This is a genomic window from Mesotoga sp. UBA5847 (assembly GCF_002432735.1).
Classification (GTDB): domain Bacteria; phylum Thermotogota; class Thermotogae; order Petrotogales; family Kosmotogaceae; genus Mesotoga.
This window is the reverse complement of sequence record NZ_DJGL01000012.1, coordinates 1-21,891: the sequence shown is the minus strand read 5'-3', so window position 1 is coordinate 21,891 and position 21,891 is coordinate 1. Positions and strand designations below refer to the sequence as shown.

At 47.4% G+C, this 21,891-nt stretch carries 21 protein-coding genes and 1 tRNA gene; 20 read left to right on the top strand and 2 right to left on the bottom strand.

The window, feature by feature from the left end; all coding sequences use genetic code 11:
• The first annotated feature begins 26 nt into the window (after positions 1-26).
• The 16 genes from B3K91_RS00970 to B3K91_RS00895 all read left to right on the top strand — a co-directional run bounded on the left by B3K91_RS00970 (position 27) and on the right by B3K91_RS00895 (position 17,571).
• On the top strand, positions 27-266 hold the full coding sequence (locus B3K91_RS00970; protein WP_099831097.1) for a DUF370 domain-containing protein: 240 nt from the start codon (positions 27-29) through the stop codon (positions 264-266).
• An 8-nt stretch (positions 267-274) separates the two neighbouring features.
• The gene (clpP, locus tag B3K91_RS00965; protein ID WP_349682095.1) at positions 275-892 is read left to right on the top strand and encodes an ATP-dependent Clp endopeptidase proteolytic subunit ClpP; all 618 of its coding nucleotides are present in this window, start codon (positions 275-277) and stop codon (positions 890-892) included.
• 70 nt (positions 893-962) lie between these two features.
• The gene (gene mutS / locus B3K91_RS00960) at positions 963-3,416 is read left to right on the top strand and encodes a DNA mismatch repair protein MutS (RefSeq protein WP_292590224.1); all 2,454 of its coding nucleotides are present in this window, start codon (positions 963-965) and stop codon (positions 3,414-3,416) included.
• 35 nt (positions 3,417-3,451) lie between these two features.
• Positions 3,452-4,528 carry a M24 family metallopeptidase gene (locus B3K91_RS00955; RefSeq protein WP_292592868.1) on the top strand — a complete coding sequence of 359 codons (1,077 nt, stop codon included), beginning with the start codon at positions 3,452-3,454 and terminating at the stop codon, positions 4,526-4,528.
• Between the two features lie 21 nt (positions 4,529-4,549).
• On the top strand, positions 4,550-5,107 hold the full coding sequence (efp, locus tag B3K91_RS00950) for an elongation factor P (RefSeq protein ID WP_099831094.1): 558 nt from the start codon (positions 4,550-4,552) through the stop codon (positions 5,105-5,107).
• Between the two features lie 19 nt (positions 5,108-5,126).
• On the top strand, positions 5,127-5,591 hold the full coding sequence (locus tag B3K91_RS00945) for an Asp23/Gls24 family envelope stress response protein (RefSeq protein ID WP_214061406.1): 465 nt from the start codon (positions 5,127-5,129) through the stop codon (positions 5,589-5,591).
• Between the two features lie 4 nt (positions 5,592-5,595).
• The gene (gene nusB, locus B3K91_RS00940; RefSeq protein ID WP_099831092.1) at positions 5,596-6,042 is read left to right on the top strand and encodes a transcription antitermination factor NusB; all 447 of its coding nucleotides are present in this window, start codon (positions 5,596-5,598) and stop codon (positions 6,040-6,042) included.
• Positions 6,043-6,052: 10 nt separating this feature from the next.
• Positions 6,053-7,720, top strand: coding sequence for a formate--tetrahydrofolate ligase (locus B3K91_RS00935; RefSeq protein WP_292593857.1), 1,668 nt, complete (start codon positions 6,053-6,055; stop codon positions 7,718-7,720).
• Positions 7,721-7,730: 10 nt separating this feature from the next.
• Positions 7,731-8,552 (top strand): bifunctional 5,10-methylenetetrahydrofolate dehydrogenase/5,10-methenyltetrahydrofolate cyclohydrolase, encoded by an 822-nt coding sequence (locus tag B3K91_RS00930; RefSeq protein WP_292592875.1) that lies wholly within the window; start codon positions 7,731-7,733, stop codon positions 8,550-8,552.
• Positions 8,553-8,555: 3 nt separating this feature from the next.
• Complete coding sequence (gene dxs, locus B3K91_RS00925; RefSeq protein WP_292590162.1) at positions 8,556-10,436, top strand: 1-deoxy-D-xylulose-5-phosphate synthase; 1,881 nt, start codon at positions 8,556-8,558, stop codon at positions 10,434-10,436.
• Entirely contained in the window at positions 10,411-10,758 is a 348-nt protein-coding gene (locus tag B3K91_RS00920; RefSeq protein ID WP_014730630.1) for an Asp23/Gls24 family envelope stress response protein, read from the top strand. The genes dxs and B3K91_RS00920 overlap by 26 nt, the downstream gene beginning before the upstream one ends.
• 15 nt (positions 10,759-10,773) lie before the next feature.
• Positions 10,774-12,438, top strand: a complete 1,665-nt coding sequence (locus B3K91_RS00915; protein WP_292590160.1) for a DAK2 domain-containing protein — start codon at positions 10,774-10,776, stop codon at positions 12,436-12,438.
• Between the two features lie 22 nt (positions 12,439-12,460).
• Entirely contained in the window at positions 12,461-13,315 is an 855-nt protein-coding gene (locus B3K91_RS00910; protein WP_292592876.1) for a glycine--tRNA ligase subunit alpha, read from the top strand.
• On the top strand, positions 13,308-15,344 hold the full coding sequence (gene glyS, locus B3K91_RS00905; protein WP_292593855.1) for a glycine--tRNA ligase subunit beta: 2,037 nt from the start codon (positions 13,308-13,310) through the stop codon (positions 15,342-15,344). Before B3K91_RS00910 ends, glyS begins: the two co-directional genes overlap by 8 nt.
• A 7-nt stretch (positions 15,345-15,351) precedes the next feature.
• A complete protein-coding gene (era, locus tag B3K91_RS00900; RefSeq protein ID WP_292592880.1) occupies positions 15,352-16,248 on the top strand; it encodes a GTPase Era in 897 nt (298 codons plus the stop codon).
• A 15-nt stretch (positions 16,249-16,263) separates the two neighbouring features.
• The gene (locus B3K91_RS00895) at positions 16,264-17,571 is read left to right on the top strand and encodes an MFS transporter (protein ID WP_099831084.1); all 1,308 of its coding nucleotides are present in this window, start codon (positions 16,264-16,266) and stop codon (positions 17,569-17,571) included.
• Positions 17,572-17,774: 203 nt separating this feature from the next.
• Here the strand turns inward: B3K91_RS00895 and B3K91_RS00890 are convergent, their stop codons facing one another.
• Positions 17,775-18,467 carry an N-acetylmuramoyl-L-alanine amidase gene (locus tag B3K91_RS00890; protein WP_292592882.1) on the bottom strand — a complete coding sequence of 231 codons (693 nt, stop codon included), beginning with the start codon at positions 18,465-18,467 and terminating at the stop codon, positions 17,775-17,777.
• A gap of 315 nt (positions 18,468-18,782) precedes the next feature.
• Here B3K91_RS00890 and rbfA point away from each other — a divergent pair, with 315 nt between their 5' ends.
• From rbfA to ribF, 3 genes are read left to right on the top strand one after another with little or no spacing between them, the layout of a single operon-like run.
• A complete protein-coding gene (gene rbfA / locus B3K91_RS00885) occupies positions 18,783-19,154 on the top strand; it encodes a 30S ribosome-binding factor RbfA (RefSeq protein ID WP_103134101.1) in 372 nt (123 codons plus the stop codon).
• Positions 19,147-20,067, top strand: coding sequence for a tRNA pseudouridine(55) synthase TruB (gene truB / locus B3K91_RS00880; RefSeq protein WP_103134100.1), 921 nt, complete (start codon positions 19,147-19,149; stop codon positions 20,065-20,067). Before rbfA ends, truB begins: the two co-directional genes overlap by 8 nt.
• A 1-nt stretch (position 20,068) precedes the next feature.
• Positions 20,069-20,956 carry a riboflavin biosynthesis protein RibF gene (gene ribF, locus B3K91_RS00875; protein WP_258006174.1) on the top strand — a complete coding sequence of 296 codons (888 nt, stop codon included), beginning with the start codon at positions 20,069-20,071 and terminating at the stop codon, positions 20,954-20,956.
• Here the strand turns inward: ribF and B3K91_RS00870 are convergent.
• Entirely contained in the window at positions 20,942-21,733 is a 792-nt protein-coding gene (locus B3K91_RS00870) for an alpha/beta hydrolase (RefSeq protein ID WP_292590156.1), read from the bottom strand. The two genes, ribF and B3K91_RS00870, sit on opposite strands and share 15 nt — an antisense overlap.
• A gap of 83 nt (positions 21,734-21,816) precedes the next feature.
• Here B3K91_RS00870 and B3K91_RS00865 point away from each other — a divergent pair.
• A tRNA-Glu gene (locus B3K91_RS00865) sits at positions 21,817-21,891 on the top strand.

Sequence of the window (21,891 nt, the reverse complement as noted above, 5' to 3'; positions counted from 1 at the left end):
TTGTTATTGAAAGGAGGAAAGTAGAAGTGGATCACGTTGTCAACGTCGGTTTCGAGTCCTTTGTTGTAAGGGATAGGATTCTCGCCGTTCTTCCTATCGAAAGCTCAGCTGTTCGTCGTCTTAAGCAGCTCGGCATGGAGACAGGCAAGATCGTCAACCTGACTTTCGGAAAGAGAACGAAGGCCGTATTGATAACAGACAGCGGTCACGTAATTTTCTCCTTTCTTCCGCCAAAGAGAATTATAGAAAAACTCTTCAATAATTAGGAGGCTTTATGGACATAAACATGGCACCTTTCGTCCCTTACGTAGTTGAAGACAGAGGGAGGGGTGAAAGAATCTTTGATATTTACACTAAACTGCTTTCAGAAAGAATAGTGTTTCTCGGGTGGCCCATCGATGATGAAGTTTCAAATATAGTCGTGGCTCAACTCCTCTTCCTTGAATCTCAAGACCCCGAAAAGGACATAAGTCTATACATAAACACCCCGGGTGGTTCGATAACTTCCGGATTGGCGATATACGACACAATGCAGTATGTAAAGCCCGACATCTCTACGATTTGCATTGGGATGGCAGCCTCGATGGGCGCGATATTGCTTGCCGGAGGAACAAAGGGAAAGAGATTTGCGCTACCTAACTCAAGGGTAATGATTCACCAGCCTTTCGGTGGTGCAGAGGGAGTAGCCAAAGACATCGAAATCCGGGCGAAGGAGATTCTTTACCTGAGGGACGAACTGAATAAAATCCTTGCCAAACACACTGGACAATCAATAAAGAAGATAGAGAAAGATGCCGACAGAGACTTCTTCATGAGTTCTGCCGAAGCTGTTGAGTATGGGATGATAGACAAGGTAATCGAACAAAAGACGAAAGAAAAAGCAGAAGGATGATAGAGAGAGATTAACCGGCCGGCGCTGAGCGCCGGCTTTTGATGTATCCGGAGTGGATAAAGTGGCCGAAATGACACCGATGATGAAACAATACCTTGAAGTCAAGAGAAATTACAAGGATTGTCTGGTTCTTTTTAGGCTTGGTGACTTCTACGAGACTTTTCTCGATGATGCTAAGCTAGTTTCAAATGAACTGCAGATAGTTCTAACTTCAAGAAACGGGGTGCCGATGGCGGGCGTCCCCTACCACTCAGTTAACGGCTATCTCAAGAAGCTTGTGGAAGCGGGTTACAAGGTTGCGATTTGCGAGCAGACAGAGGATCCCGCGCTTGCGAAGGGACTCGTGAAGAGAGAGGTTACCAGGGTAGTTACTCCTGGAACTCTTGTAGAAGACGAGTTACTACCCGAAAATGCAAACAACTACATTGTCTCTATTGGAAAAGCCGAAGAGAACTTCGTTCTGGCAACGGCAGACGTATCTACCGGCGAGGTACTCCTCTCAAGCGCCGACGACATCGTCTCGTTGAAGGACTCTATCGCAGCTATCGGGCCGTCTCAAATACTACTGAAGGAAAGTCTGAAGAACCTGAAGAAGGAGATTTCGTCGGCATCGTTTGCAATGGTAGAGATAGTCGAAGACTGGCATTTTGCACTTTCTTCGAGCATTAATTACATCAAAGAGTTCTATTCGATAGTCGCTATCGATCATCTCGAACTGGATGATACTCAGATCGAGGTTCTCGGAGCTCTGTTCAAGTACCTTGAGTCGATCAATCTCGGTCCCATGAGACATCTTTCGCTTCCAAGGGTTATCAGAAAGTCCGACTCTATGCAGCTCGATGCTTCCACTATCGAAAACCTGAATCTCTTCAAGCTCGAAAGAAAGGGTTCGCTCTTCGAGATACTTGATGAAACTGTTACTGCAATGGGAAGAAGAAGGTTGAGACGGTGGCTGTTTTCGCCCCTTGTGGACAAGAATAGAATCGAGGAAAGGCTGGACACTGTTCAAGCGCTAAATTCGGATCGCCGGCTTTTAAATGAACTCAGAGAATATCTGCAGCATGTATTCGATATCGAGAGAATAAGCACCAGACTTTCAATAGAGAAGGCCGCACCAAGAGACCTGCAGTCACTTAGAACCTCCCTCTCGGTGCTACCCTTTATCAAGGAGCTGCTCTCGAGCGAACCGGCTCTTGAAAGACTGAGCGACAGGGTCGAACTCTTTCCTGAAGAGCTCGATCTTCTTCAGCGCAGCATCATGGATGAACCCTCCTCAACAGCTGGAGAAGGAAATGTAATCAGAATGGGGTTCAACGAAGAACTGGACGTCCTTCGAGATCTCCTTGACAACTCGGTTGAGAGGATGAAGGCGATCGAAGCTAGTGAAAGAAAAGCAACGGGAATCTCTTCTCTGAAGGTCAAGTTCAACAAAGTCTTCGGTTACTTCCTCGAAGTCCCGAAGAGTCAGACTAACAAGGTCCCCGAGAGCTATACCAGGAAGCAGACTCTTGTGAACTCCGAGAGATATATTACACAGGAACTCAAGTCGTTTGAAGACAAGATACTGAGCGCAAACGAAAAGATAGAGACACTCGAAAAAACTCTCTTTTCGAGTGTCTGTTTACAGCTTGCTAGTTCACTGGAGAGATTCAAGAGTGTAGCGCTGGTATTATCTGAAATCGACGCTTCTCAGTCGCTGGCATCTGTAGCAAGAAGAAACAACTATTCTCGCCCCCGCTTTTCAGAGCATGGAAAAGTGAAGGTTTCTAGTTCGAGACATCCTATTGTAGAGAAATTTGTGGCTGACTTCACGCCTAATGACATATCCATGAGCCGTACAGAGAATTTCTTCATTGTAACAGGACCGAACATGAGCGGAAAATCCACTTTCATACGGCAGATTGCCCTGCTCTCGATCATGGCTCAGATCGGCTCCTTTGTGCCTGCAGATGATGCAATGCTATCAATCTATGACAGGGTCTTCACAAGAATCGGTGCAAGGGACGAACTGGCAAGCGGGAAATCGACTTTTCTAGTAGAGATGATGGAGACGGCAACGATCCTCTCCAAGGCGACGGAAGACAGCCTGGTGATCCTGGACGAAGTGGGCAGGGGAACAAGCACCTTTGACGGTATTTCAATAGCATGGGCGGTTTCAGAGTTCATATACGAGGCGGTGGGATGTCACACGATATTCGCCACTCATTTCACGGAGCTAACCGAACTCTCTAATATGTACACGGGCATCAAGAACAAGACTGTCCGCATAGTTGAAACCGAAGAAGGAATAGTATTTCTCCACAAAGTTGTGGACGGAGTTGCAAACAGATCCCACGGAATAGAGGTTGCCAAGCTTGCAGGAATTCCCGAGGCAGTTCTCTCCAGGGCAAAAGAGATTTTGAAGGTGATCTCCAAGCAGTCTGCCCTGGACAAAGCGGTCAGGGTATTGACAGCCGAAGATCTCAAGGAGATAAGGCAATCAAAGAAAGGAAAGATGAACAGAAATCAGATCACTCTATTTTGATGCTGATAAAACATTCTGCATTCCGGAGGTTGGGCATGTCGAGAATCGAAAGGTTTAGAGAAAAGCTTAGAGAAAGCAAGCTTGACGGGTTTGTTCTTTACAACATGGAGTCCAGCAATCGCTCCAGTTCCTGGTATCTATCCGGGTTTTCCGGCTCTTTCTCAGTTCTTATTGTGACCCCGAAGGGCGAGTACATAGTGACTGATTCGAGGTACTTCACTCAAGCCGAAATTGAAACGCACTTCAAGCTGATCCCTTTCAACAATGGCGACGAACTCAAAGACGTAATTCAGGCGACGCTGGCCAAAGATGGAGCCAGCCGTGTGGGATTTGAGGAAGAGACGATCAGCTATGGTCTTTACAAGCGGGTCTTCTCCCAGCTGGGCGTCGAACTTGAACCCGCAGACAGTATTCTCAAGGATCTTAGGATGGTAAAGTCTCCGGAGGAAGTCGAGAAGATGAGACTGGCAGTCAAGATCGCCGAAGATGCGCTTACAGAGACTTTCAACTTCATTCGTCCGGGAAGGACTGAGGAAGAAGTATGTGCGACACTCGAATATGAGATCAGGAAGCGAGGAGGCTACCTTGCCTTCGAGACGATAGTGGGCAGCGGACCGAGAAGCGCAATAGTTCACGGCAGACCGTCCAATAGAACTCTCCAGGAAGGCGATTTTCTCTTGATCGACTACGGGGCAAGGGTAGACGGCTACAACTCGGATATTACAAGAACTTACAGTATAGGGGAACCGTCTGACGAAATGGTGAAGGTTTATGAAGTGGTTCTCAAAGCGCAAACAGAAGCTAAGAACGCCTCAAAGGCAGGGGTTATAGGAAGCCAGATACACGAAGTTGCAGCAAGTATAATTAGAGAGGCGGGTTATGGCGACTACTTCGGTCACGGCCTGGGCCACAGTCTGGGAATGGACACTCACGATGGCCAGGGGCTTTCTCCTAAGAACTGTAATCCTATCCCGGCCGGAGCGGTCATTACAATAGAGCCGGGCATCTATCTTCCCGGCAAATTTGGGGTTAGAATAGAAGACGATTGTTATTTTTGTGAAAGCGGAGTAGAAGTTCTGACAAATCTAGATAGAGAGTTGAAGATTCTTTAGCAATCCGGAGGTGGCTTCTAGATGATAGAAGTTGGAAAGATTAGAAAAGGAACGCCTCTTATCATTGATGGAGATATCTACATCGTGACTGAAGCAAATAAGCACTCAATGGGAAGAGGAGACGGGATAATTCGGACGAGGATGAAGAACATCAAGACCGGCCTCGTTAGGCAATTCACGTTCCAGGCAAGCGAGAAAGTGGAGGAAGCGGCGCTTTCATTCAGACATGTGCAGTACCTTTACTCGGAGGATGAGATGTTCCACTTCATGGACCTCGAAACATTTGAGCAGTATACAATTGGTTTAGACGAGATGGGAGATGCCCTGGACTACATAAAGGAGAATGAAGTGGTGGATCTTCAGTTCCATGAAGATAGGCCGATAGGTATTGTTCTTCCGAACACTGTGGTTCTGGAGGTGAAAGACACCGCTCCCGCTTACAAAGGCGACACGGTTTCGGGAAGCGGCAAACCGGCCGTTCTGGAAACGGGGCTCAAGGTGACGGTTCCATTCTTTGTCGAAAACGGTGAGTTGATTCGAGTAGACACAAGAACCGGCGAATACATCGAGAGAGCATAAGGAGAAAGGAGGGAGAATTATGGATTTTGAAGAGACTGATCTCGGCAGAATCGAGATCTCGGAGGCAGTGATCCGGGATATCGCTATTCACTCCTACATTGAATTTCTGAAATTCGATCCTAAGGAAGCCAAAGCACGAAAAGAAGCCAAGTCTACGGTAGATATCGACCTCGACGAAAAGGTCGACGGTACGAAGACTGTCAAGATATCAGTAAACACAAAGATCAAGTACGGTGTCTCTATACCCTCATATGCCAGAAAGATGCAGGAGAAGCTGAAAAACGATGTTGAAAGCTTCAGCGGCATAAAGGTTGAAGACGTTTCCATCACTATCGAAGATGTCTTTGAAGAGGCCCAAAAACCAGTGATTATTGAGGAAGAAGAGCTCGAAAAGAGCGAAGCAAAACCTGAACCGGAAGAGATGAAACCAGAAGCGACTGTAGTGGAAGAGGCTGAAGACGAAGAAAAAGAGAAAGAGGTTTGAAGACGTGAAGGCAGGTCTAAACAGAAGCAGACGAAGAATGAGGGAAATTGTTTTCAGTGCGATCTATCAGTATGACTTCAACGAAGACGTGGAGACTTCATCTGATTACCTCGAAAGGGAGTTGAGCTTCTTCTCGATGGAAGACGAAATGAAGTTGAGAACACGTAAGTACTTCGAGAGCATCTTGAAGTATCGAAGCGATATTGACGAAGTGATACGAAAACACCTTATGAACTGGACATTCGAGAGACTTGCCTCGATCGATAAGAACGTCCTTAGGCTTGGAGCGTATGAGATTATTTATGAACCCCAGATACCAATTGAGGTGACACTTAACGAATCGATCGACATCGCCAAGAAGTACGGTTCGGAGCAGGGCGGGAAATTCGTAAACGGCGTTCTCGACAGAATTGCTCGGGAGTGCGCATCAACAGAGAAAAAGCATTTATGAGGAGGAGACCATGCTGACCGATCTGGAGATAGCACAAAAAGCAGAACTGAGGGAGATTGACGAAGTTGCCTCATCGATTTCGATTCCCGACAAACACTTGAGGAGATTTGGAAAGTACGTAGCGAAAATCTCTCACCTATACCTCAATGAGCTGCAGGATAGACCTGATGGAAAGCTGGTTCTTGTTACGGCCATAAGTCCAACAAGCGCAGGTGAAGGAAAGACGACAACTTCTGTGGGTCTGGCAATGGCACTAAACAAGATCGGTAAGAAGACCTTCGTAACTCTCAGAGAACCATCCGTTGGACCGATAATGGGAATCAAGGGAGGGGCTGCCGGAGGCGGCTACTCTCAGGTGCTTCCGATGGAAGAAATCAATCTGCACTTCACAGGAGATTTTCACGCGGTATCGATGGCACATAATCTTCTTTCGGCTGTTATTGATGCACACATTAACTTCAAGAATGAATTGAAAATAGATCCGACGCAGATATACTGGCCGAGAACAATGGACATGAACGATCGGGCTCTCAGGCAGATCATCGTGGGGCTAGGCGGTTCGGCAAACGGCTATCCCAGAGAAGATTCATTTGTAATAACCGCCGCATCTGAGATCATGGCTATCATTTGCCTTTCGAAGAACCTCGTTGACCTGAAAGAGCGCCTCTCGAAAATCATTGTGGCTAGAAGTTACGACGGAGAGTTCATAACAGTTGAGGATTTGGACGTCCAGGGCGCGATGGCAACTCTACTCAAAGACGTTCTTGATCCGAACCTAGTTCAGACTCTTGAAGGAACTCCGGCTTTCGTTCACGGAGGCCCGTTCGCGAACATCGCTCACGGAACAAACACTTTGACTGCCACAAAGATGGCTCTCAAGCTTTCCGATTATGTGATTACCGAGGCAGGCTTCGGAGCGGATCTAGGCGCACAGAAATTCCTTGACTTCGTCTGTCAGGTCGGCGACCTGAATCCAAGCGCAGTGGTTCTCGTTGCTTCGATCAGAGCGCTGAAGCTAAACGGAGGTGCTTCCAAGAACGAAATCCAGGAAGAAGATATCGAGAGCCTGAACTATGGGTTCAAGAATCTCAAGGTTCATTTCGAAAACCTCAGAAAGTATGGGATCCCTGTAGTTGTGGCTCTAAACGAATTCCCAACAGATACGGCGAAGGAAAGGGAAACGTTTGACGCTCTATGCAAGGCTGACTCCATACCTTACGAATTGTCGAAAGTGTGGGCCGAGGGCGGTGCAGGTGGAATCGATCTCGCAAAGAAGCTACTTGAGGTCATTGATCAGCCCAATAGCTACAAGCCCCTGATACCAATGGAAGCTCCGTTTGAGGAAAGGCTGGAAAAACTTGCAATGGAAATCTACAGAGCCGGAAGAGTAGATCTTGAACCAGCGGCTAAGAGCAAACTCAGGCTCTTTAAGAAGAAGGGTCTCGACCGTCTTCCGATAATCGTCGCCAAGACCCAGTACTCAATTTCTGACGATGATAAAAAGCTTGGAGCGCCGGAAGGCTACACTTTCAAAGTACGAGATCTCAATCTATCGGCAGGTGCCGGATTCATAGTTGTGGTTGCCGGCAAGATAATGCTGATGCCCGGACTCGGGAAGGATCCCAACGCGAAGCACATAGATATCGACGCAGACGGAAAGATCAGCGGGCTCTTTTGAGGTGATGAAGATGATACTTGATGGAAAGATCGTTTCAGAGAGTATTTATTCTGATGTCAAAGAGAAGATCAAAGAGAGAGCGGAAAATCTTCCTTCGCTCGTTCTCTTCTGCGATGAGCCCGATGCTTCTAACAAGTCGTATATGAGATCAATAAAGAAGCAGGGGGAAAAACTCGGCATAGAGGTCATTGTTCACGACAGCGGGATCAATCCCATCGAAGAGATCTCGAAGATGAACAACGACAAAAGCGTTGCGGGAATAATGGTTATGCATCCTCTTAAAAACGCCGATGAAAAGGCGGTTCTGGCCGCTCTCGATCCGGGAAAGGATCTGGAGGGTCGGACGGTATCGAACCTCGGCGGAATAATCAACGACGAGGAGTTTTTCGCTCCTCCAACTGCCGAGGCCGTGATGGAGATTCTGAGTTACTACGGAATCGAAGTCAAAGGCAGGGACATAACTATTGTTGGAAGATCAAACACGGTCGGAAAGCCTCTGGCACTGCTGCTTCTCAAAAAAGGTGTAGACGGTACGGTTACCGTTTGCCACTCGAGGAGCAGGGACATCTCCGAAAAGACTTTCAACGCCGATATAGTGGTTAGTGCCGTTGGAATAGCGAAATTCGTGCATCGAGAGATGATCAAGCCCGGGGGCATTGTAATAGATGTGGGAATCAACTTTGTTGACGGCAAGCTGGTTGGAGACGTTGACTTCGATGAAGTCAGCCAGATAGCGGCAGCGATAACCCCTGTTCCCGGAGGAGTGGGCAGCGTAACGACGGCGCTCTTGTTCAGGCACTACACAAAATCCCTTGAAAGATTGGAGTCTTAGCAGATGAATGAACAGCCACTATTCAGGCGACTAAAAGACTACTCCTATGCCCAGCTGGAGGTTCTTGCCAGCGAAATTCGTGACACGATAACGAGAGTAGTTTCCTCTAACACAGGTCATCTGGCTTCCAACCTGGGTACCGTCGAGCTGACAATTGCGTTATATAGAGTGTTCGATCCCGATGAAGACGTTTTAATATGGGATACGGGACACCAGGCATATACTCACAAGCTGCTTACGGGGAGATACGGTTCCTTTGGCTCCTTGAGGAAGAAGGGTGGAGTTAGCGGTTTCCTTAACAGGATTGAGAGTCCGTATGACTTCTTCGGTGCCGGCCATGTAGGCACGGCTCTTCCTGCCGCAATGGGTATAGAGCAGGCAGATAACATATTCCGAAGCTCAAGGAATGTCGTTGTTGTTGCCGGAGACGGTGCCTTGACTTCGGGAATGGCACTGGAAGCTTTGAATCAGATGAAGGACATAGGTTCGAAGATAAAGGTGATCGTTAACGATAACGGAATGAGTATCGGAAAGAATGTGGGGAGTCTTTCGTCTTCTCTTGCCGAACTGAGACTCAATCCTGTGTACAGAGAAATGAAGGGCGATCTCAAGAACACCCTTGAAGCGATGAAACTGGTAAGCCTGGAGCAGTTCCTGTCGAAAATCAAGAGCGGCCTGAAGGCCTCAATTCTAGGCGGAAACTTGTTCGAAGACATGGGGCTAAACTACATTGGTCCGGTTAAAGGCCACGACTTCCAGGAGATGGAGGCCGTGTTTTCGGCAGTCAAGCAGCTCAGGGAACCCTTCCTGGTACATGTTGTCACAAAAAAGGGCAAAGGTCTTGAGTATGCAGAATGCAACCCTACCAGGTTCCACAGTGTCAGCAAGATCGACCCGGATAGTGGAGAGAAGATCTCGAACAGCGGCGAACTTTCTTACAGCGAGGTCTTTGGAAAGGTCCTGACAGAGCTTGCGGAGGAAGATCCTTCCATATCGGCAATAACCGCCGCGATGCCAGACGGAACGGGACTGGCAGAGTTTGCGAAGAAATATCCTGCCAGATTGTTCGACCTTGGCATAACGGAGCAGCTTTGCACCACTTTCGCCGCAGGGATGGCAGCAGCGAAGACGAAGCCGGTCTTTGCAGTATATTCGACTTTCTTGCAAAGAGCCTTGGATCAGTTGATCCATGATGTGGCCCTTCAGGATCTGCCGGTGTTATTCGCAGTAGACAGGGCAGGAATAGTTGGGCAGGACGGACCGACCCATAACGGAATCTTCGATATTGCTTTCCTTTCGATGATTCCAAATATGCAAATTCTTGCACCTTCGAGCCTGAAGGAACTGGCGAACATGATCTTCACTCTCTTCGCTGAGAAATGGATGGACCATCCCACTGCGATAAGATATCCGAGAGAGACGGAACTCCAGAGCATCGACGAGATTCTCTCGAACCTGAGGAAGATAGAGCTGTTCAAGTGGGAAAAGGTGATCGACGGAAAGGAAGCCGCCATTCTTGCAACAGGAGCAATGGTTTCCAGGAGCAGGGAGGCCGCTCTCTTGAACGGATATGCACTCTATAACTGCCGATCAATAAAGCCGTTCGACAAAGCGGCTCTAGGACAAATCTTTGCCGATTACGACCTGATTGTGACGGTTGAAGAGGGAATAAAGAGCGGGGGCTTCGGCTCCAACGTAGCACTTGAAGCTATTAGGCAGAATTACAATGGTAGAATCGATATTATTGCAATTGAGGACCGTTTCTCTTCTCACGGCACAAGGGAAGAGGTATTGAATGAGCTGGGGCTAGATGCCAGGGGAATAGAGAATAGAATCTCTAAACTGAGAGGTGAAAAGAATGCAAGTAACTACAGAATTCGGTAAGATCGATATTTCTCTTCAGGCGATATCTTCGATAGTCAAAAAGGTTGTATCTGAGTCTTACGGACCGGTGAACGTCGGATCGCCCCAAACGGGCTTTTTGACAAAGCTTTTCGGCACGGGAGAGGATTCCAGAAAGGGAATCAAAGTAACCGAGGAGATCGACGGCACGCTTGAGATAGACATCGATTTGATTCTCGAGTACGGAGTAAGAATTCCCACAGTCGTTGAAAACATCCAGGAAAATGTATTTCACAAGCTGAAGGAGCTTACTGAAGCAACCAATATAAAGGTGAATATTCACGTTGTCGGCTTGCAGGATTGATGGGAGGCAAAAGAGATGAAACGTATCAACGGCAAGTTTTTTGTCGCCGCCTTCCAGAAAGCCGCTGAACGACTTCTGGCAAATAAAGATGAGATCAACGCGCTTAATGTCTTTCCTGTTCCAGACGGAGATACTGGATCTAATATGGCGGCCGCTATGATAGAGGCATGCGAGTATCTCGATAGATTGAAGAAAGATGATTTGGTGAGCGTTCTGGAAGCGGTTAAGACCGGCATGTTGATGGGTGCCCGTGGGAACTCCGGTGTTATTCTATCTCAGATATTCAGAGGATTCGCCGAGGGAATCGGAAACAGAAAGTTTGTTGGCACAAAGGCCTTCACCGAGGGCCTGCAAAAAGCAAAAGAAGTCGCTTATAGATCCGTAATGAAACCGGTTGAAGGTACGATGCTTACAGTTGTGAAGGTTACCGCAGAGACTGCCAACGAGCATTACGGAGACATTGAAGATTTCGAAGAGTATTTCGAGAATCTTATCAAAGTGGCTTTTGACACGGTGGAGAAGACACCGACCCTCCTGCCTAAACTAAAGGAAGCTGGAGTAGTAGATTCTGGAGCAAAGGGATTGGCTCACATATTCGAAGGATTCCTGCTGGCAATAAAGGGCGAGTTGGAACTCGAAGGACCTATTCAGCAAATGCCGCAGGCAATGGGTTCTTCAACTGAACGAATCGTCGAGATCGTAAGGGAAGAACTCAAGTTCACTTACTGTACAGAACTGATAGTCAACCTTAACGACTCCGAGAACCCCGAAGAAACTTCGGAAGTAATGAAGGCATACCTTGAAGAGATGGGCGATTCAATCGTCATGGTTCACCAGGATGAACTGATAAAGATTCACGTACACACAGATCATCCCGGAGATGTAATCGAGAAGTTTCTGGGAATCGGTTTTCTTCAGAAGGTGAAGATAGATAACATGAGGGTCCAGCATGAACACATAGTTGACATTCAGTCTAGAGGGCCCGAGATGTACGGCAACGGAAAACATCACGGAGTCATTGTGGTCTCGCCTGGAGACGGCCTGGCAGATGTTCTGAAGAGTCTTGGAGTTGATTTTGCAGTAAAGGGCGGCCAGACCATGAATCCGAGTTTGAAGGATCTTTACGAAGCTATCAGCCGAGTTACGGCCGACAAGGTAATAGTGCTTCCGAACAATCCAAACATAATTCTTACCGCAAAAGAGGCGGCGAATGCAATTCACGACGACAACCCAGAAAAGCAGGTTTACATCATCCCTACACGCACCGTTCAGGAAGGGATAGCGGCTATGACCGTCTATAACGACGAGATGGAAACCGAGTCGTTGATTGCCGAGATGAAAGAATCGGCCGAAGCAGTTTTTCCGATCTCTATTACATATGCCGTGCGTGACTCAAGCATGAAAGGAAAGAAGATAAAGAAGGGTGAATACATCGCGATAGGAAGAGAAGGCTTGATAAGCTCGGGCAGGAAGCTCGAGAAGCTTGTCCATGACTCGATTAAGATCGCTCTTGGCAAAGACACCGACAAGGAAGTGGTCACGATTTTTTACGGATCGGAAGTCTCCGAGGAAACTGCCGGGAAGCTCCTTGAATCTCTTTCAGGAAACTTCTCGGATCTTGAATTCGAAATCCACAGCGGTGGACAACCATACTATTACTACCTGATTTCAATTGAATAGATTACCATTTCAGGAGGGAACGATGTACTTACAGGACGTAGTAGTAAAACTTAACTCGTACTGGTCCGGTCAGGGGTGTATAATCGACCAGCCGTATGACCTGGAAATGGGTGCGGGAACATTTCATCCCTCGACATTCCTAAGATCGCTGGGCAAGAAGCCCTGGAAAGTCGCCTTCATCCAACCAAGCAGAAGACCCACAGACGGTAGATACGGCGAAAACCCGATGAGGGTTCAGAGGTATTTCCAGTATCAGGTGATTATCAAGCCCAACCCTGAGAATTCTCAGGAGCTTTACCTCGGTTCTCTGGAAGCTCTGGGAATAAACCCAGTGGAGCACGACATTCGTTTTGTGGAAGACAACTGGGAATCTCCGACTCTGGGAGCCTGGGGAGTGGGCTGGGAGGTCTGGTTAGATGGAATGGAGGTCAGTCAGTTCACGTATTTCCAGCAGGTTGGCGGAATCGACGTAGACCTCGTTTCTCTCGAGATCACCTATGGGCTTGAAAGAATCACAATGTATCTTCAAAAGAAAGCGAACATATTCGATATAGACTGGAATGAAGAGTTCAAGTATGGAGATGTATTCCTGGAGAACGAGAAAGAGTTCTCGGCCTACAATTTCGATGTGGCAAATACTTCCAGGCTCTTCGATCTCTACAGATTCTATCGCGAAGAATTCGATCTATGCATGAAAAACGGACTTGTAAGACCTTCTTACGACTATATGATCAAGTGCTCTCACGCCTTCAATCTTCTTGACGCCAGGAATGCCATCAGCGTATCTCAGCGTCAGAGCTACATCAAATCTATAAGAGAGATGGCAAAAACAGTTGCCGAAGCATATGTAGCCAAGGAGACCAATTCAGATGAATGATCATAAGGCACTGCTTGAAGTCGGAATTGAAGAGCTTCCTTCAAGTGAGGTTCAAGGAATGAGAAAACAGCTCTTAGAGAGAATAGAGAAGTCTCTCGAGAGTAATCGTTTGGGTTATGGAGGAATCGAGATCTTCGTTGCCAGCAGGCGATTCGGAGTGTTAATTCGAGACATAGAATCCAGTCAGGCGGACTTTGTGGAAAAGAGAAAAGGCCCGTCAGAGAAGATCGCCTATAGGGACGGCGAACCGACCAAGGCGCTCCTTGGATTCCTTAGGGGAAGTAACTCTCAGCTTGACGAAGTGAGTATTGAAGACGGATATGTATACGTAGAGAGACATATAAGGGGAAAGACTGCCAGAGAACTCTTGCCTCAGATCTTCTCAGATATGTTGCGATCGCTGGATTTCAAGAAGCCGATGCGTTGGGGAGACGGAACTTATAGATTCGTGAGGCCGGTCAAGTGGATAGTTGCTATGCTTGACTCCGAAATCCTCGATATGGAGCTCTTCGGAAAGAGATCGTCAAACAAGTCCAGGGGACACCGTTTCTTCTTCGATGAAGTTGAAGTATCGCCTGAGAATTACTTTCAGAATTTGAGAGATGCTCTGGTGATCGCTCGAGAGAGCGACAGAGAAGAAAGAACTCTCTCTGAAATCAGAAGAATTGAGTCGGATATTAATAGCCAGATTCCTGTTGATGAAGAACTGCTTGCCGAAGTCGTTTCTTTGACAGAATACCCAACGGCAGTTCTGGGAAACTTCATGGAGAAGTACCTCTCACTCCCGCCTGAAGTAATCATCGTAACTATAAAGCACCATCAGAGAACTTTCCCGGTCTACAAAGAAGGCAAGCTGACTAACGGCTTTGTTGCCTTTCAAGACGGACCAGATGATCCGCTGGGAAACATTCGATTAGGGTACGAGGAAGTTATAAACGCAAGGCTGGAAGACGCCTTCTTCTACTTCGAGAAAGACAAAGAGAAACCGATCGAGAACTACGTAGACGGATTGGAAGGAATCCTCTTTCAGCGGGGGCTTGGCACTCTGAAAGACAAAACCGACAGAACGATAGCACTTTCAGAGGCGATCTCTAAGAAACTCGGAGCCAAGAGAGAAGAACTGCTGGAGGTTAAGAGAACCTCTCTTCTTGCGAAAGCAGATCAAACCACAAGAGTCGTGCAGGAGTTTCCGGAGCTTCAGGGGATAATGGGAAGAATCTACGCTGAACTGTCCGGCGAAGATCCTGACGTCTGTACTGGAATAGAGGAGCACTACCGTGACAATGTGGTTCCGGCAACTCTGGCCGGTGCCGTAACCGGTATATCCGATCGTATAGATACTTTGGTCGGTAATTTCATGATAGGGAACATACCCTCTGCATCGAAGGATCCCTACGCTCTGAGGAGAAAGACTTCTTTCATATTCAAGACAATGCATCATCTCGGATGGAAACTCGATCTTCTCGGTCTGATTGAAGAAGCTTCCAGTGCCCTTGCCGGGGTGAATAGTGAAACACTTGATGCCATCACCGACTTCTTCTCTAACAGATTCGAAGCGTTCCTTCTTGAGAAGGGCTTCTCGATGAACATAGCACGATCGGTGAAGGTGTGGTGGAGGTTCCCGTATCTCGGAGTTCGCGCGGCCGAAGCGATCTCAGAGTATGTAAAGAAGGAGGATTTTACAGATCTTCTAGTAGCTTATCAAAGGGTCCACAATATAAGCAGAGGTCATTCGAGCAACTTTTTTGACGGTTCTAAGTTCGTCGAGCAGGCCGAACGTGACTTACTGAACAACTATTTGAAATGCTTCGACGATGTAATGGAAGCGCTCGAGCGCGACGATTTCGAGAAATCGCTCCTGTTACTGACATCTCTTAAGCCTCACATAGACAGATACTTCGACGATGTCTTTGTTATGGCCGAACAGGAAGATATCCGCCTCAACAGACTCGGCTTCCTCAAATCCCTAGATCAGCTCTTCTTGAAGATAGGCGATCTCTCGCTGCTTCTCGAAGAAGAGAGAGCGTGAAGCGTCGGTGAAGTCCGGGACTGTTGCTTTAGTGGGAAAGCCCAATGTGGGAAAGTCCACATTGATAAACACCATTATCGGAGAGAAGATCGCTATCGTCTCCGATAAACCGCAGACAACGAGAAACCGGATAGGCGGAATACTAACGACTGAGGAGGGCCAGATCGTCTTCTACGACACGCCCGGAATTCACAAACCTCTTCACAGACTCGGACAATACATTCTAAAAGTCGCGACTTCATCGCTAGCCGGATCGGATCTTCTGCTGGTTATAGTCGACCCGACGGACGGGCTTCGCGAGTCGGACAGGCTCGTTGCCAATCATGTTAATCAAAGCAGAATTCCTGTCTTTCTCGCCATCAACAAGATTGATGAATACAAAAACGAAAGGCTTATTCAGGACTTCAAAGCAAAGGCCGAAGAGCTTTTCGAAAACGTTCGAAAGACTTTCCTGATCTCTGCTAAGAGCGGAGATGGTGTTAAAGAGATAATTGAAGATGTCTTCGACTTTCTTCCAGAGGGAAAGATGCTTTTCCCCGAAGACTTGATAACTGATCGTTCTTCCAGATTCATGGCATCGGAAGTAATTCGAGAAAAGGTTCTGCAGAACACCAGACAGGAGATCCCCCACTCTGTGGGAGTTGTTGTTCGGGAGTTCAAAGACGAAGGTAGTATACTGAAAATAAGAGCCGATGTAATCGTAGAGAGGAGCAGTCAGAAACCGATAATTCTCGGCAAGGGCGGCTCGATGATCAAAACGATCGGCACTGAAGCGAGGACGGATCTCGAATACATATTCGACCAGAAAGTCTTCCTCGATCTCTTTGTCAAGGTAAGAGAAAAGTGGAGAGATAAAGATTCCTTTATACAGGAGTTCACAAACCTAAAAGACGAACTTCAGTAGACCGGGGGGATGTAAATGAAAAAGGGAAAGGCGACTTTCGTTCTCTTTCTTATGCTCTTCATGATGGTCCTTCTAAACGCGGACCAGATGGTCATGTCTCCGAACATCGGGGAAATCGAGACCGAATTTGGAATAACAAAAGCAGACATTGGCCTCATCCAGGGTTCATTCACTATCGTCGGCGCCCTCATTTCACTTCTATGGGGCTTCCTGGCAGACAAGTACAGTAGAAAACACCTTCTGCTATTCAGCGTTTTGGTGGGCGAGATCCCATGCTTCCTGTCTGCCTTCGTCCAGACTTTCCCTCAGCTCTTCATTACACGGGCTTTGACGGGGATCGGGGTAGGAGCTCTCTTTCCAGTCGTCTTTTCGTACGCCGGAGATGCTTTCAAAGAGTCTCAGAGAGCAAAGGTCAATTCCTTCCTCTCTACGGCAATATCTTTGGGAGCCATTGTAGGGATGGTAATTGCCGGCTTCACCGGCACATCTCTTGGCTGGAGAACGCCCTTCATCATCGTATCTCTTCCGAACATTGTCCTCGCGTTCCTATTCTTCCTGTTCGCTGAAGAACCAAAGAGAGGAGCCGCCGAAGTGGCTGTCGGTGAACTCGTGGATCAGGGGATAAATTACATCGGAAAAGTTAGACTGTCCGACTACAAGGAACTCTTCAAAGTGAAGACGAATCTGATTCTCTTCATACAGGGTATTTTGGGAACGATTCCCTGGGGAGCGATACCGTACTATCTTGTGAACTACTTCGAAACCTCGAAAAACCTCTCAAAGGAATCGGCCACTCTGATTTTCATTTTCTTTGGAGTCGGAAACGTGCTTGGAATATTCTTCGGAGGTCTTGTCGGTGGTCTATTGTATAAGAAGAAGCCGTCATACATGCCTCTCTTCAGTGGAATAACGACAATAATCGGCACTTTCGTGGCTCTCCTGGCCTTGAACTTCCCTCCAGTTGAGGGAGCCGGCAGCTTCATAATGCTGGGAGCGCTTGGAATGGTTGCTGCCGCTTCAGCGTCTATGACCGGACCAAACATGAAGACCATGCTGATGAATGTCAATCCCCCGGAAAACAGGGGAAGGATATTCTCGGTTTTCAACTTGACAGATTCTCTCGGAACGGGATTTGGGCAGTTCTTTGCAGGAACCCTGGCTACGGCAGTAGGCTCGCTGGGAGTCGCAATGAACGTTTCCGCGCTCTTCTGGCTTCCTTGCGGACTGGTGCTTCTTACTGCAGTACTGGCTTTCCCTAGAGACATCGACTCCCTTCACAGAAAGATGAAAGAGACTGCTCTCACTATGGGGAGGGGAAAATAGAGGCTTGTCAAGGGGTCGAAATTGATTACAGGACTGCCTTTGACTTGGAATATCGAAAAGAAAGTTGTATAATCTAATTGCTGAAGTAACCCTCAGACCGCTTCGCTGCCCTCGAAAAGGGCAGCAATTTTTATTTATAATGGTTATTTGCATAGATTTCTTCTTTGGGCTTGCTCGAAGTGCAGCGATTTTAGGAACGATACTTAGTTGGTGAGGAAATAATCTGCGATTCCCGTAACCAGGGCCTCAACAAGCTTTTCTCTGTAATCACTGGTAGAGAGAAGGACATCTTCTTCGGGATTTGACATGAACCCCGCTTCGAAAATCAGCACGGGAACTTCAGACCAGTTGAACCCCGTCATGTCGTCACGAACTCTGATTCCGAGAGACTTGATCCCGCTTATTTGAAGCAAGCTCGCATGGATCTTCTCGGCAGCCTTCCTGCTCTCTTCGTAGATCGGTGCAGTGTATTTGGACGATGAAGAAGGAATAATCAGCATGAACCCCTTCAGATAATTATCAGAGCTATAATCTGCATGAACACGAATACATAAGTCCGCATTAGCCTCATTTGCGATCTTCGCTCTTTCGATATTGCTCAAATTGACATCATGGCTCTCTCTGGTCATCACGACGTCGTACCCTTCCTCAAGAAGCCTATCCCTCAGCATGAACGACAATTCCAGATTGAAAACATACTCGGGGATTCCCGTAGATACGCCGCGAGTCCCCGTGGAAACCTTCGCCTTTGTTGTCTCGGAACCGGGAGCGATCGGCTCATGAGTCAGATCGGCCTCCTTCTGATGACCGGGGTCGATGCAGATAGTTAGCGAGAAACCAAGACCGGCAAACAACATTACAACTATTAGAAGTACTAATCTGTTCTTTGAATGCATGGAACCACTCCTAATTATTAGTCAATAAAGATTATAACTTCATTACGAATCGACAAGGTTAAACCTCAAGACTTGTAGTTACATTCACGGTCCACTCGGAAACGGAGACCCATTGACGGTGAACTGTCATACGCTTCCAGACGTGTCGGCCTCTCCTCCTGCCGAAGTCGGCCTTACTTCGTCGTGCAGCGAGCATCACTTCCCCGGACGATCCTCCGGGCCTCCGTCCCTGGGGAACTTAGCAATGCTTTCATTTCAATCCGGCATCTTCCCATCCTCGCTTTGTAGGTTATAATTATCAAGGAGGTGAGAGCTATGGCAAGCACTTACAGAAAAGAGATGCTGGAGTCAGAGATAATGAAGGTTCTCACAGTAGCTCTATCATCTTACACAGGCCACAACGACTCGCTTGGAATGACTTCCATTGTTAGGGTAGAACTCAGCAAGGACAAGAGATTCGCAACGATATTCGTCAGCTTGATGGGTCCTGACGATAGAAAGAAGAAACTCGTTGAGAAGCTGAATGAAGACAAGGGGATCTTCAGAACGGCTATTGCAAAGAATATCAGGCTATTCAAAGCTCCCGAAATACGCTTCAAGGAAGATATTGGAATTGAGGCAAGCCTCAGGGTAGCACAGTTGCTTGAACAGATCGAAAAGGAGAAAAAAGAGCCGAATAATGAGTGACGGAATAATACTCGTTGACAAGCCCGTTGGTGTAACCTCTCACGATGTTGTCAACCTTCTTCGCAAGAAACTGAATACAAAGAAGATCGGTCATGCGGGAACACTTGACCCTTTTGCAAGCGGACTTCTGATTGCCGGAATCAAAAAGGGAACCAGATTGCTCGAGTATTTCCTTGAAATGGATAAGACATATAGAGCGGAGCTTGAACTGGGGAGGATAACCGACACCTTCGATATCACAGGAAAGACAGTTGAAGAGAGAGAAGTTCCCGAGATCTCGATTGACGACATAACTTCGGTTTTGAAGTCGTTCGAAGGAGAGTATTTGCAGGTGCCGCCTGCATACTCTGCAAAAAAGCACAACGGAGAAAGACTGTACAAACTAGCTAGAGAGGGGAAGATCATAAACCTTCCACCGAAATCAGTGAAGGTTCACTCAATAGAACACATAACTCTCTCACAGAACAAGGTCACCTTCACCGCAAGGGTCTCGAAGGGAACTTATATAAGATCGCTAGTCATGGACATTGGCTACAAACTTGGCTGTGGAGCGACAACCACTAACCTCCGTCGAATTTCGCAGGGCAGATTCTCGGTAGACAACTCATACAGTATAGATGATGTTTCGCAGATCTCCGTAATCCCAATGGAGGAAGCAGTGGATTTTTTGCCCGGTCTTCTCCTCAGCGAGTCCGAAAGCAGCAAGGTGTTACTAGGTAATCAGATCCATGCTAACGGAGTTGCCGGCATCTTAGGGCACTTCGAGAAAGACGAGATTATCAGGATAATTGGAAGCGACGAGCGGCTTATCGCAGTGGCCAAATCCGAACGCACCTCCTCATTCTTGAAGACGCTTATCGCGAAAGACTCCAAAGAAAGAGTGGCCAAACTCGTGAAGGTTCTCGGTGCATGAAATGTATGTAGCCTGTATAGGTAACTTCGATGGCGTACATCTTGGGCATAGAGCGATCATGAAAACAACGGTAGATGTTTCAGAAAGCCTTAAGATGCAGAGCACAGCTATATCAATCGTCTATCCCTGGGGATACTACTTCCCCAACTTTCCCGGCATCATCTATCCTGTTGCCCAGCGTTTGGAGCTTATCCTGGCAACAGGTATAGAGAGAGTAATTACTGCCAACATGGCCGAGATAAGATACCTTGAGCCGGAGAAATACATCTCGGGCCTTGTGAAGCAGGGCGTAAAAGCCTTTGTAGTAGGTAAAGACTTCACATTTGGAAGCGGTGCGAAGGGAAACGTCGATCTTTTGGAGAGACTTTCAAAAGAGATGGATTTCGGCGTTGTAGTAGTTCACGATACACTTCATAACGAAAGAAGAGTCAGCAGTAGCTGGATAAGGGAGAGCCTTGTCAAAGGTGATATCGGATTGGCTAACACTCTCCTGGGGAAGAAGTACTCTATACGGGGAAAAGTGTACAAGGACAAACAGCTCGGTTCGAAAATCGGTTTTCCCACAGCAAACATAAGCAGGGGAGACGAAAAGCTGGTAACACCGAAGTCGGGAGTTTACATTGTCAAGTCGCAGATCAACTCAAGAGACTACTTTGGCCTGCTAAACATTGGATTCAGACCGACAATAAACACTTCCGAAGAGGTGAAGTACGAGATCTACTTCTTTGATTACTCGGGCAGCCTCTATGACAGAAATCTAGAGCTGGAGCTCCTCGAATTCATAAGGCCCGAGCTTAAATTCGAATCCCTCGACGACTTGATAGAACAGATCAGACATGATGTAAAAGTCTCAAAGCGCTGGCTCGAAATTCACTCAGATATGCTCTGAGAAGAACGATGAGATTGCCTCGAAGAACTGAGGCTTCCTCTCTTCATCTGCAAACATCTCGTGCTTTCCACCGGCTATCTCAATTATTCTCTTCTCTGACTCTATCTTCTTGTAGAGCTCCTGTGCCCCAGCGGGATCGACAACCCTGTCTGCAGAGCCATATACGATCAGAGTAGGGATTTTGATTTTGTTCGCATTGGCCATTGCCAGATCGATACTATCTTCAAGCCCAAAGAAGAGATTCGGTGATACCCTGTCATGAACATACGGATCATCTACATATCTCTTCACGGCCCTTTGATTATGCGAAAGATCCGATGGAGTAAAACGCGACGAACTACTGAACGTCGTTTTCGGCGCGACTCTTCTGACAACCGAAATCAACGGCAGCAACTTCTTCACGGAGTCCTTCGCTGAAAAGAGATGGGGTGCGCTTATAGCCAGAGCTCTGTAAGAATTTGGATACTCCTCGGCAACCCTGGTAGCAATAAGCCCTCCCATACTATGGCCAAAAAGAAAGACCGGGAGATCCGGCTGGATCCTTTTCACTCCTTCAGTAAGCTGCCTGACCGCCGAAATGAAATCTGTAAAAGACTTTATGAAGCCGCGCGTTCCGGCCTGCATTCCGTGGCCGGCAAAGTCCGTCGCAAAGACACCAAATCCCTTTTCGCTTAGATAAGAAGCAAAACCTTCATATCTTCCGCTATGCTCACCTATTCCATGACATAACACAACATTCGCCTTAGCCCCTGGAGAAAACCACCGTCTGATAAACACCGAAACACCTCCTCAAAATGATTATATCTCTTAAGCAGGGGTGTTTACAAAAGCCGGAGACCATGATAATATTATTTCTGTTCGGCCCCATAGGATAACGGCTAGTCCACCGGATTCTCAGTCCGAAGGTCGGGGTTCGATTCCCCGTGGGGCTGCCA

Excerpts from the sequence above, each read along its gene's own strand:
- clpP (WP_349682095.1), top strand. The coding sequence starts at position 275 with ATGGACATAAACATGGCACCTTTCGTCCCTTACGTAGTTGAAGACAGA.
- B3K91_RS00920 (WP_014730630.1), top strand. The coding sequence starts at position 10,411 with ATGCAAGTAACTACAGAATTCGGTAAGATCGATATTTCTCTTCAGGCG.
- ribF (WP_258006174.1), top strand. The coding sequence starts at position 20,069 with ATGTATGTAGCCTGTATAGGTAACTTCGATGGCGTACATCTTGGGCAT.
- mutS (WP_292590224.1), top strand. The coding sequence starts at position 963 with ATGACACCGATGATGAAACAATACCTTGAAGTCAAGAGAAATTACAAG.
- B3K91_RS00955 (WP_292592868.1), top strand. The coding sequence starts at position 3,452 with ATGTCGAGAATCGAAAGGTTTAGAGAAAAGCTTAGAGAAAGCAAGCTT.
- B3K91_RS00895 (WP_099831084.1), top strand. The coding sequence starts at position 16,264 with ATGAAAAAGGGAAAGGCGACTTTCGTTCTCTTTCTTATGCTCTTCATG.
- B3K91_RS00930 (WP_292592875.1), top strand. The coding sequence starts at position 7,731 with ATGATACTTGATGGAAAGATCGTTTCAGAGAGTATTTATTCTGATGTC.
- B3K91_RS00890 (WP_292592882.1), bottom strand. The coding sequence starts at position 18,467 with ATGCATTCAAAGAACAGATTAGTACTTCTAATAGTTGTAATGTTGTTT.
- B3K91_RS00910 (WP_292592876.1), top strand. The coding sequence starts at position 12,461 with ATGTACTTACAGGACGTAGTAGTAAAACTTAACTCGTACTGGTCCGGT.
- B3K91_RS00945 (WP_214061406.1), top strand. The coding sequence starts at position 5,127 with ATGGATTTTGAAGAGACTGATCTCGGCAGAATCGAGATCTCGGAGGCA.
- B3K91_RS00915 (WP_292590160.1), top strand. The coding sequence starts at position 10,774 with ATGAAACGTATCAACGGCAAGTTTTTTGTCGCCGCCTTCCAGAAAGCC.
- dxs (WP_292590162.1), top strand. The coding sequence starts at position 8,556 with ATGAATGAACAGCCACTATTCAGGCGACTAAAAGACTACTCCTATGCC.
- efp (WP_099831094.1), top strand. The coding sequence starts at position 4,550 with ATGATAGAAGTTGGAAAGATTAGAAAAGGAACGCCTCTTATCATTGAT.
- truB (WP_103134100.1), top strand. The coding sequence starts at position 19,147 with ATGAGTGACGGAATAATACTCGTTGACAAGCCCGTTGGTGTAACCTCT.
- glyS (WP_292593855.1), top strand. The coding sequence starts at position 13,308 with ATGAATGATCATAAGGCACTGCTTGAAGTCGGAATTGAAGAGCTTCCT.
- B3K91_RS00935 (WP_292593857.1), top strand. The coding sequence starts at position 6,053 with ATGCTGACCGATCTGGAGATAGCACAAAAAGCAGAACTGAGGGAGATT.
- rbfA (WP_103134101.1), top strand. The coding sequence starts at position 18,783 with ATGGCAAGCACTTACAGAAAAGAGATGCTGGAGTCAGAGATAATGAAG.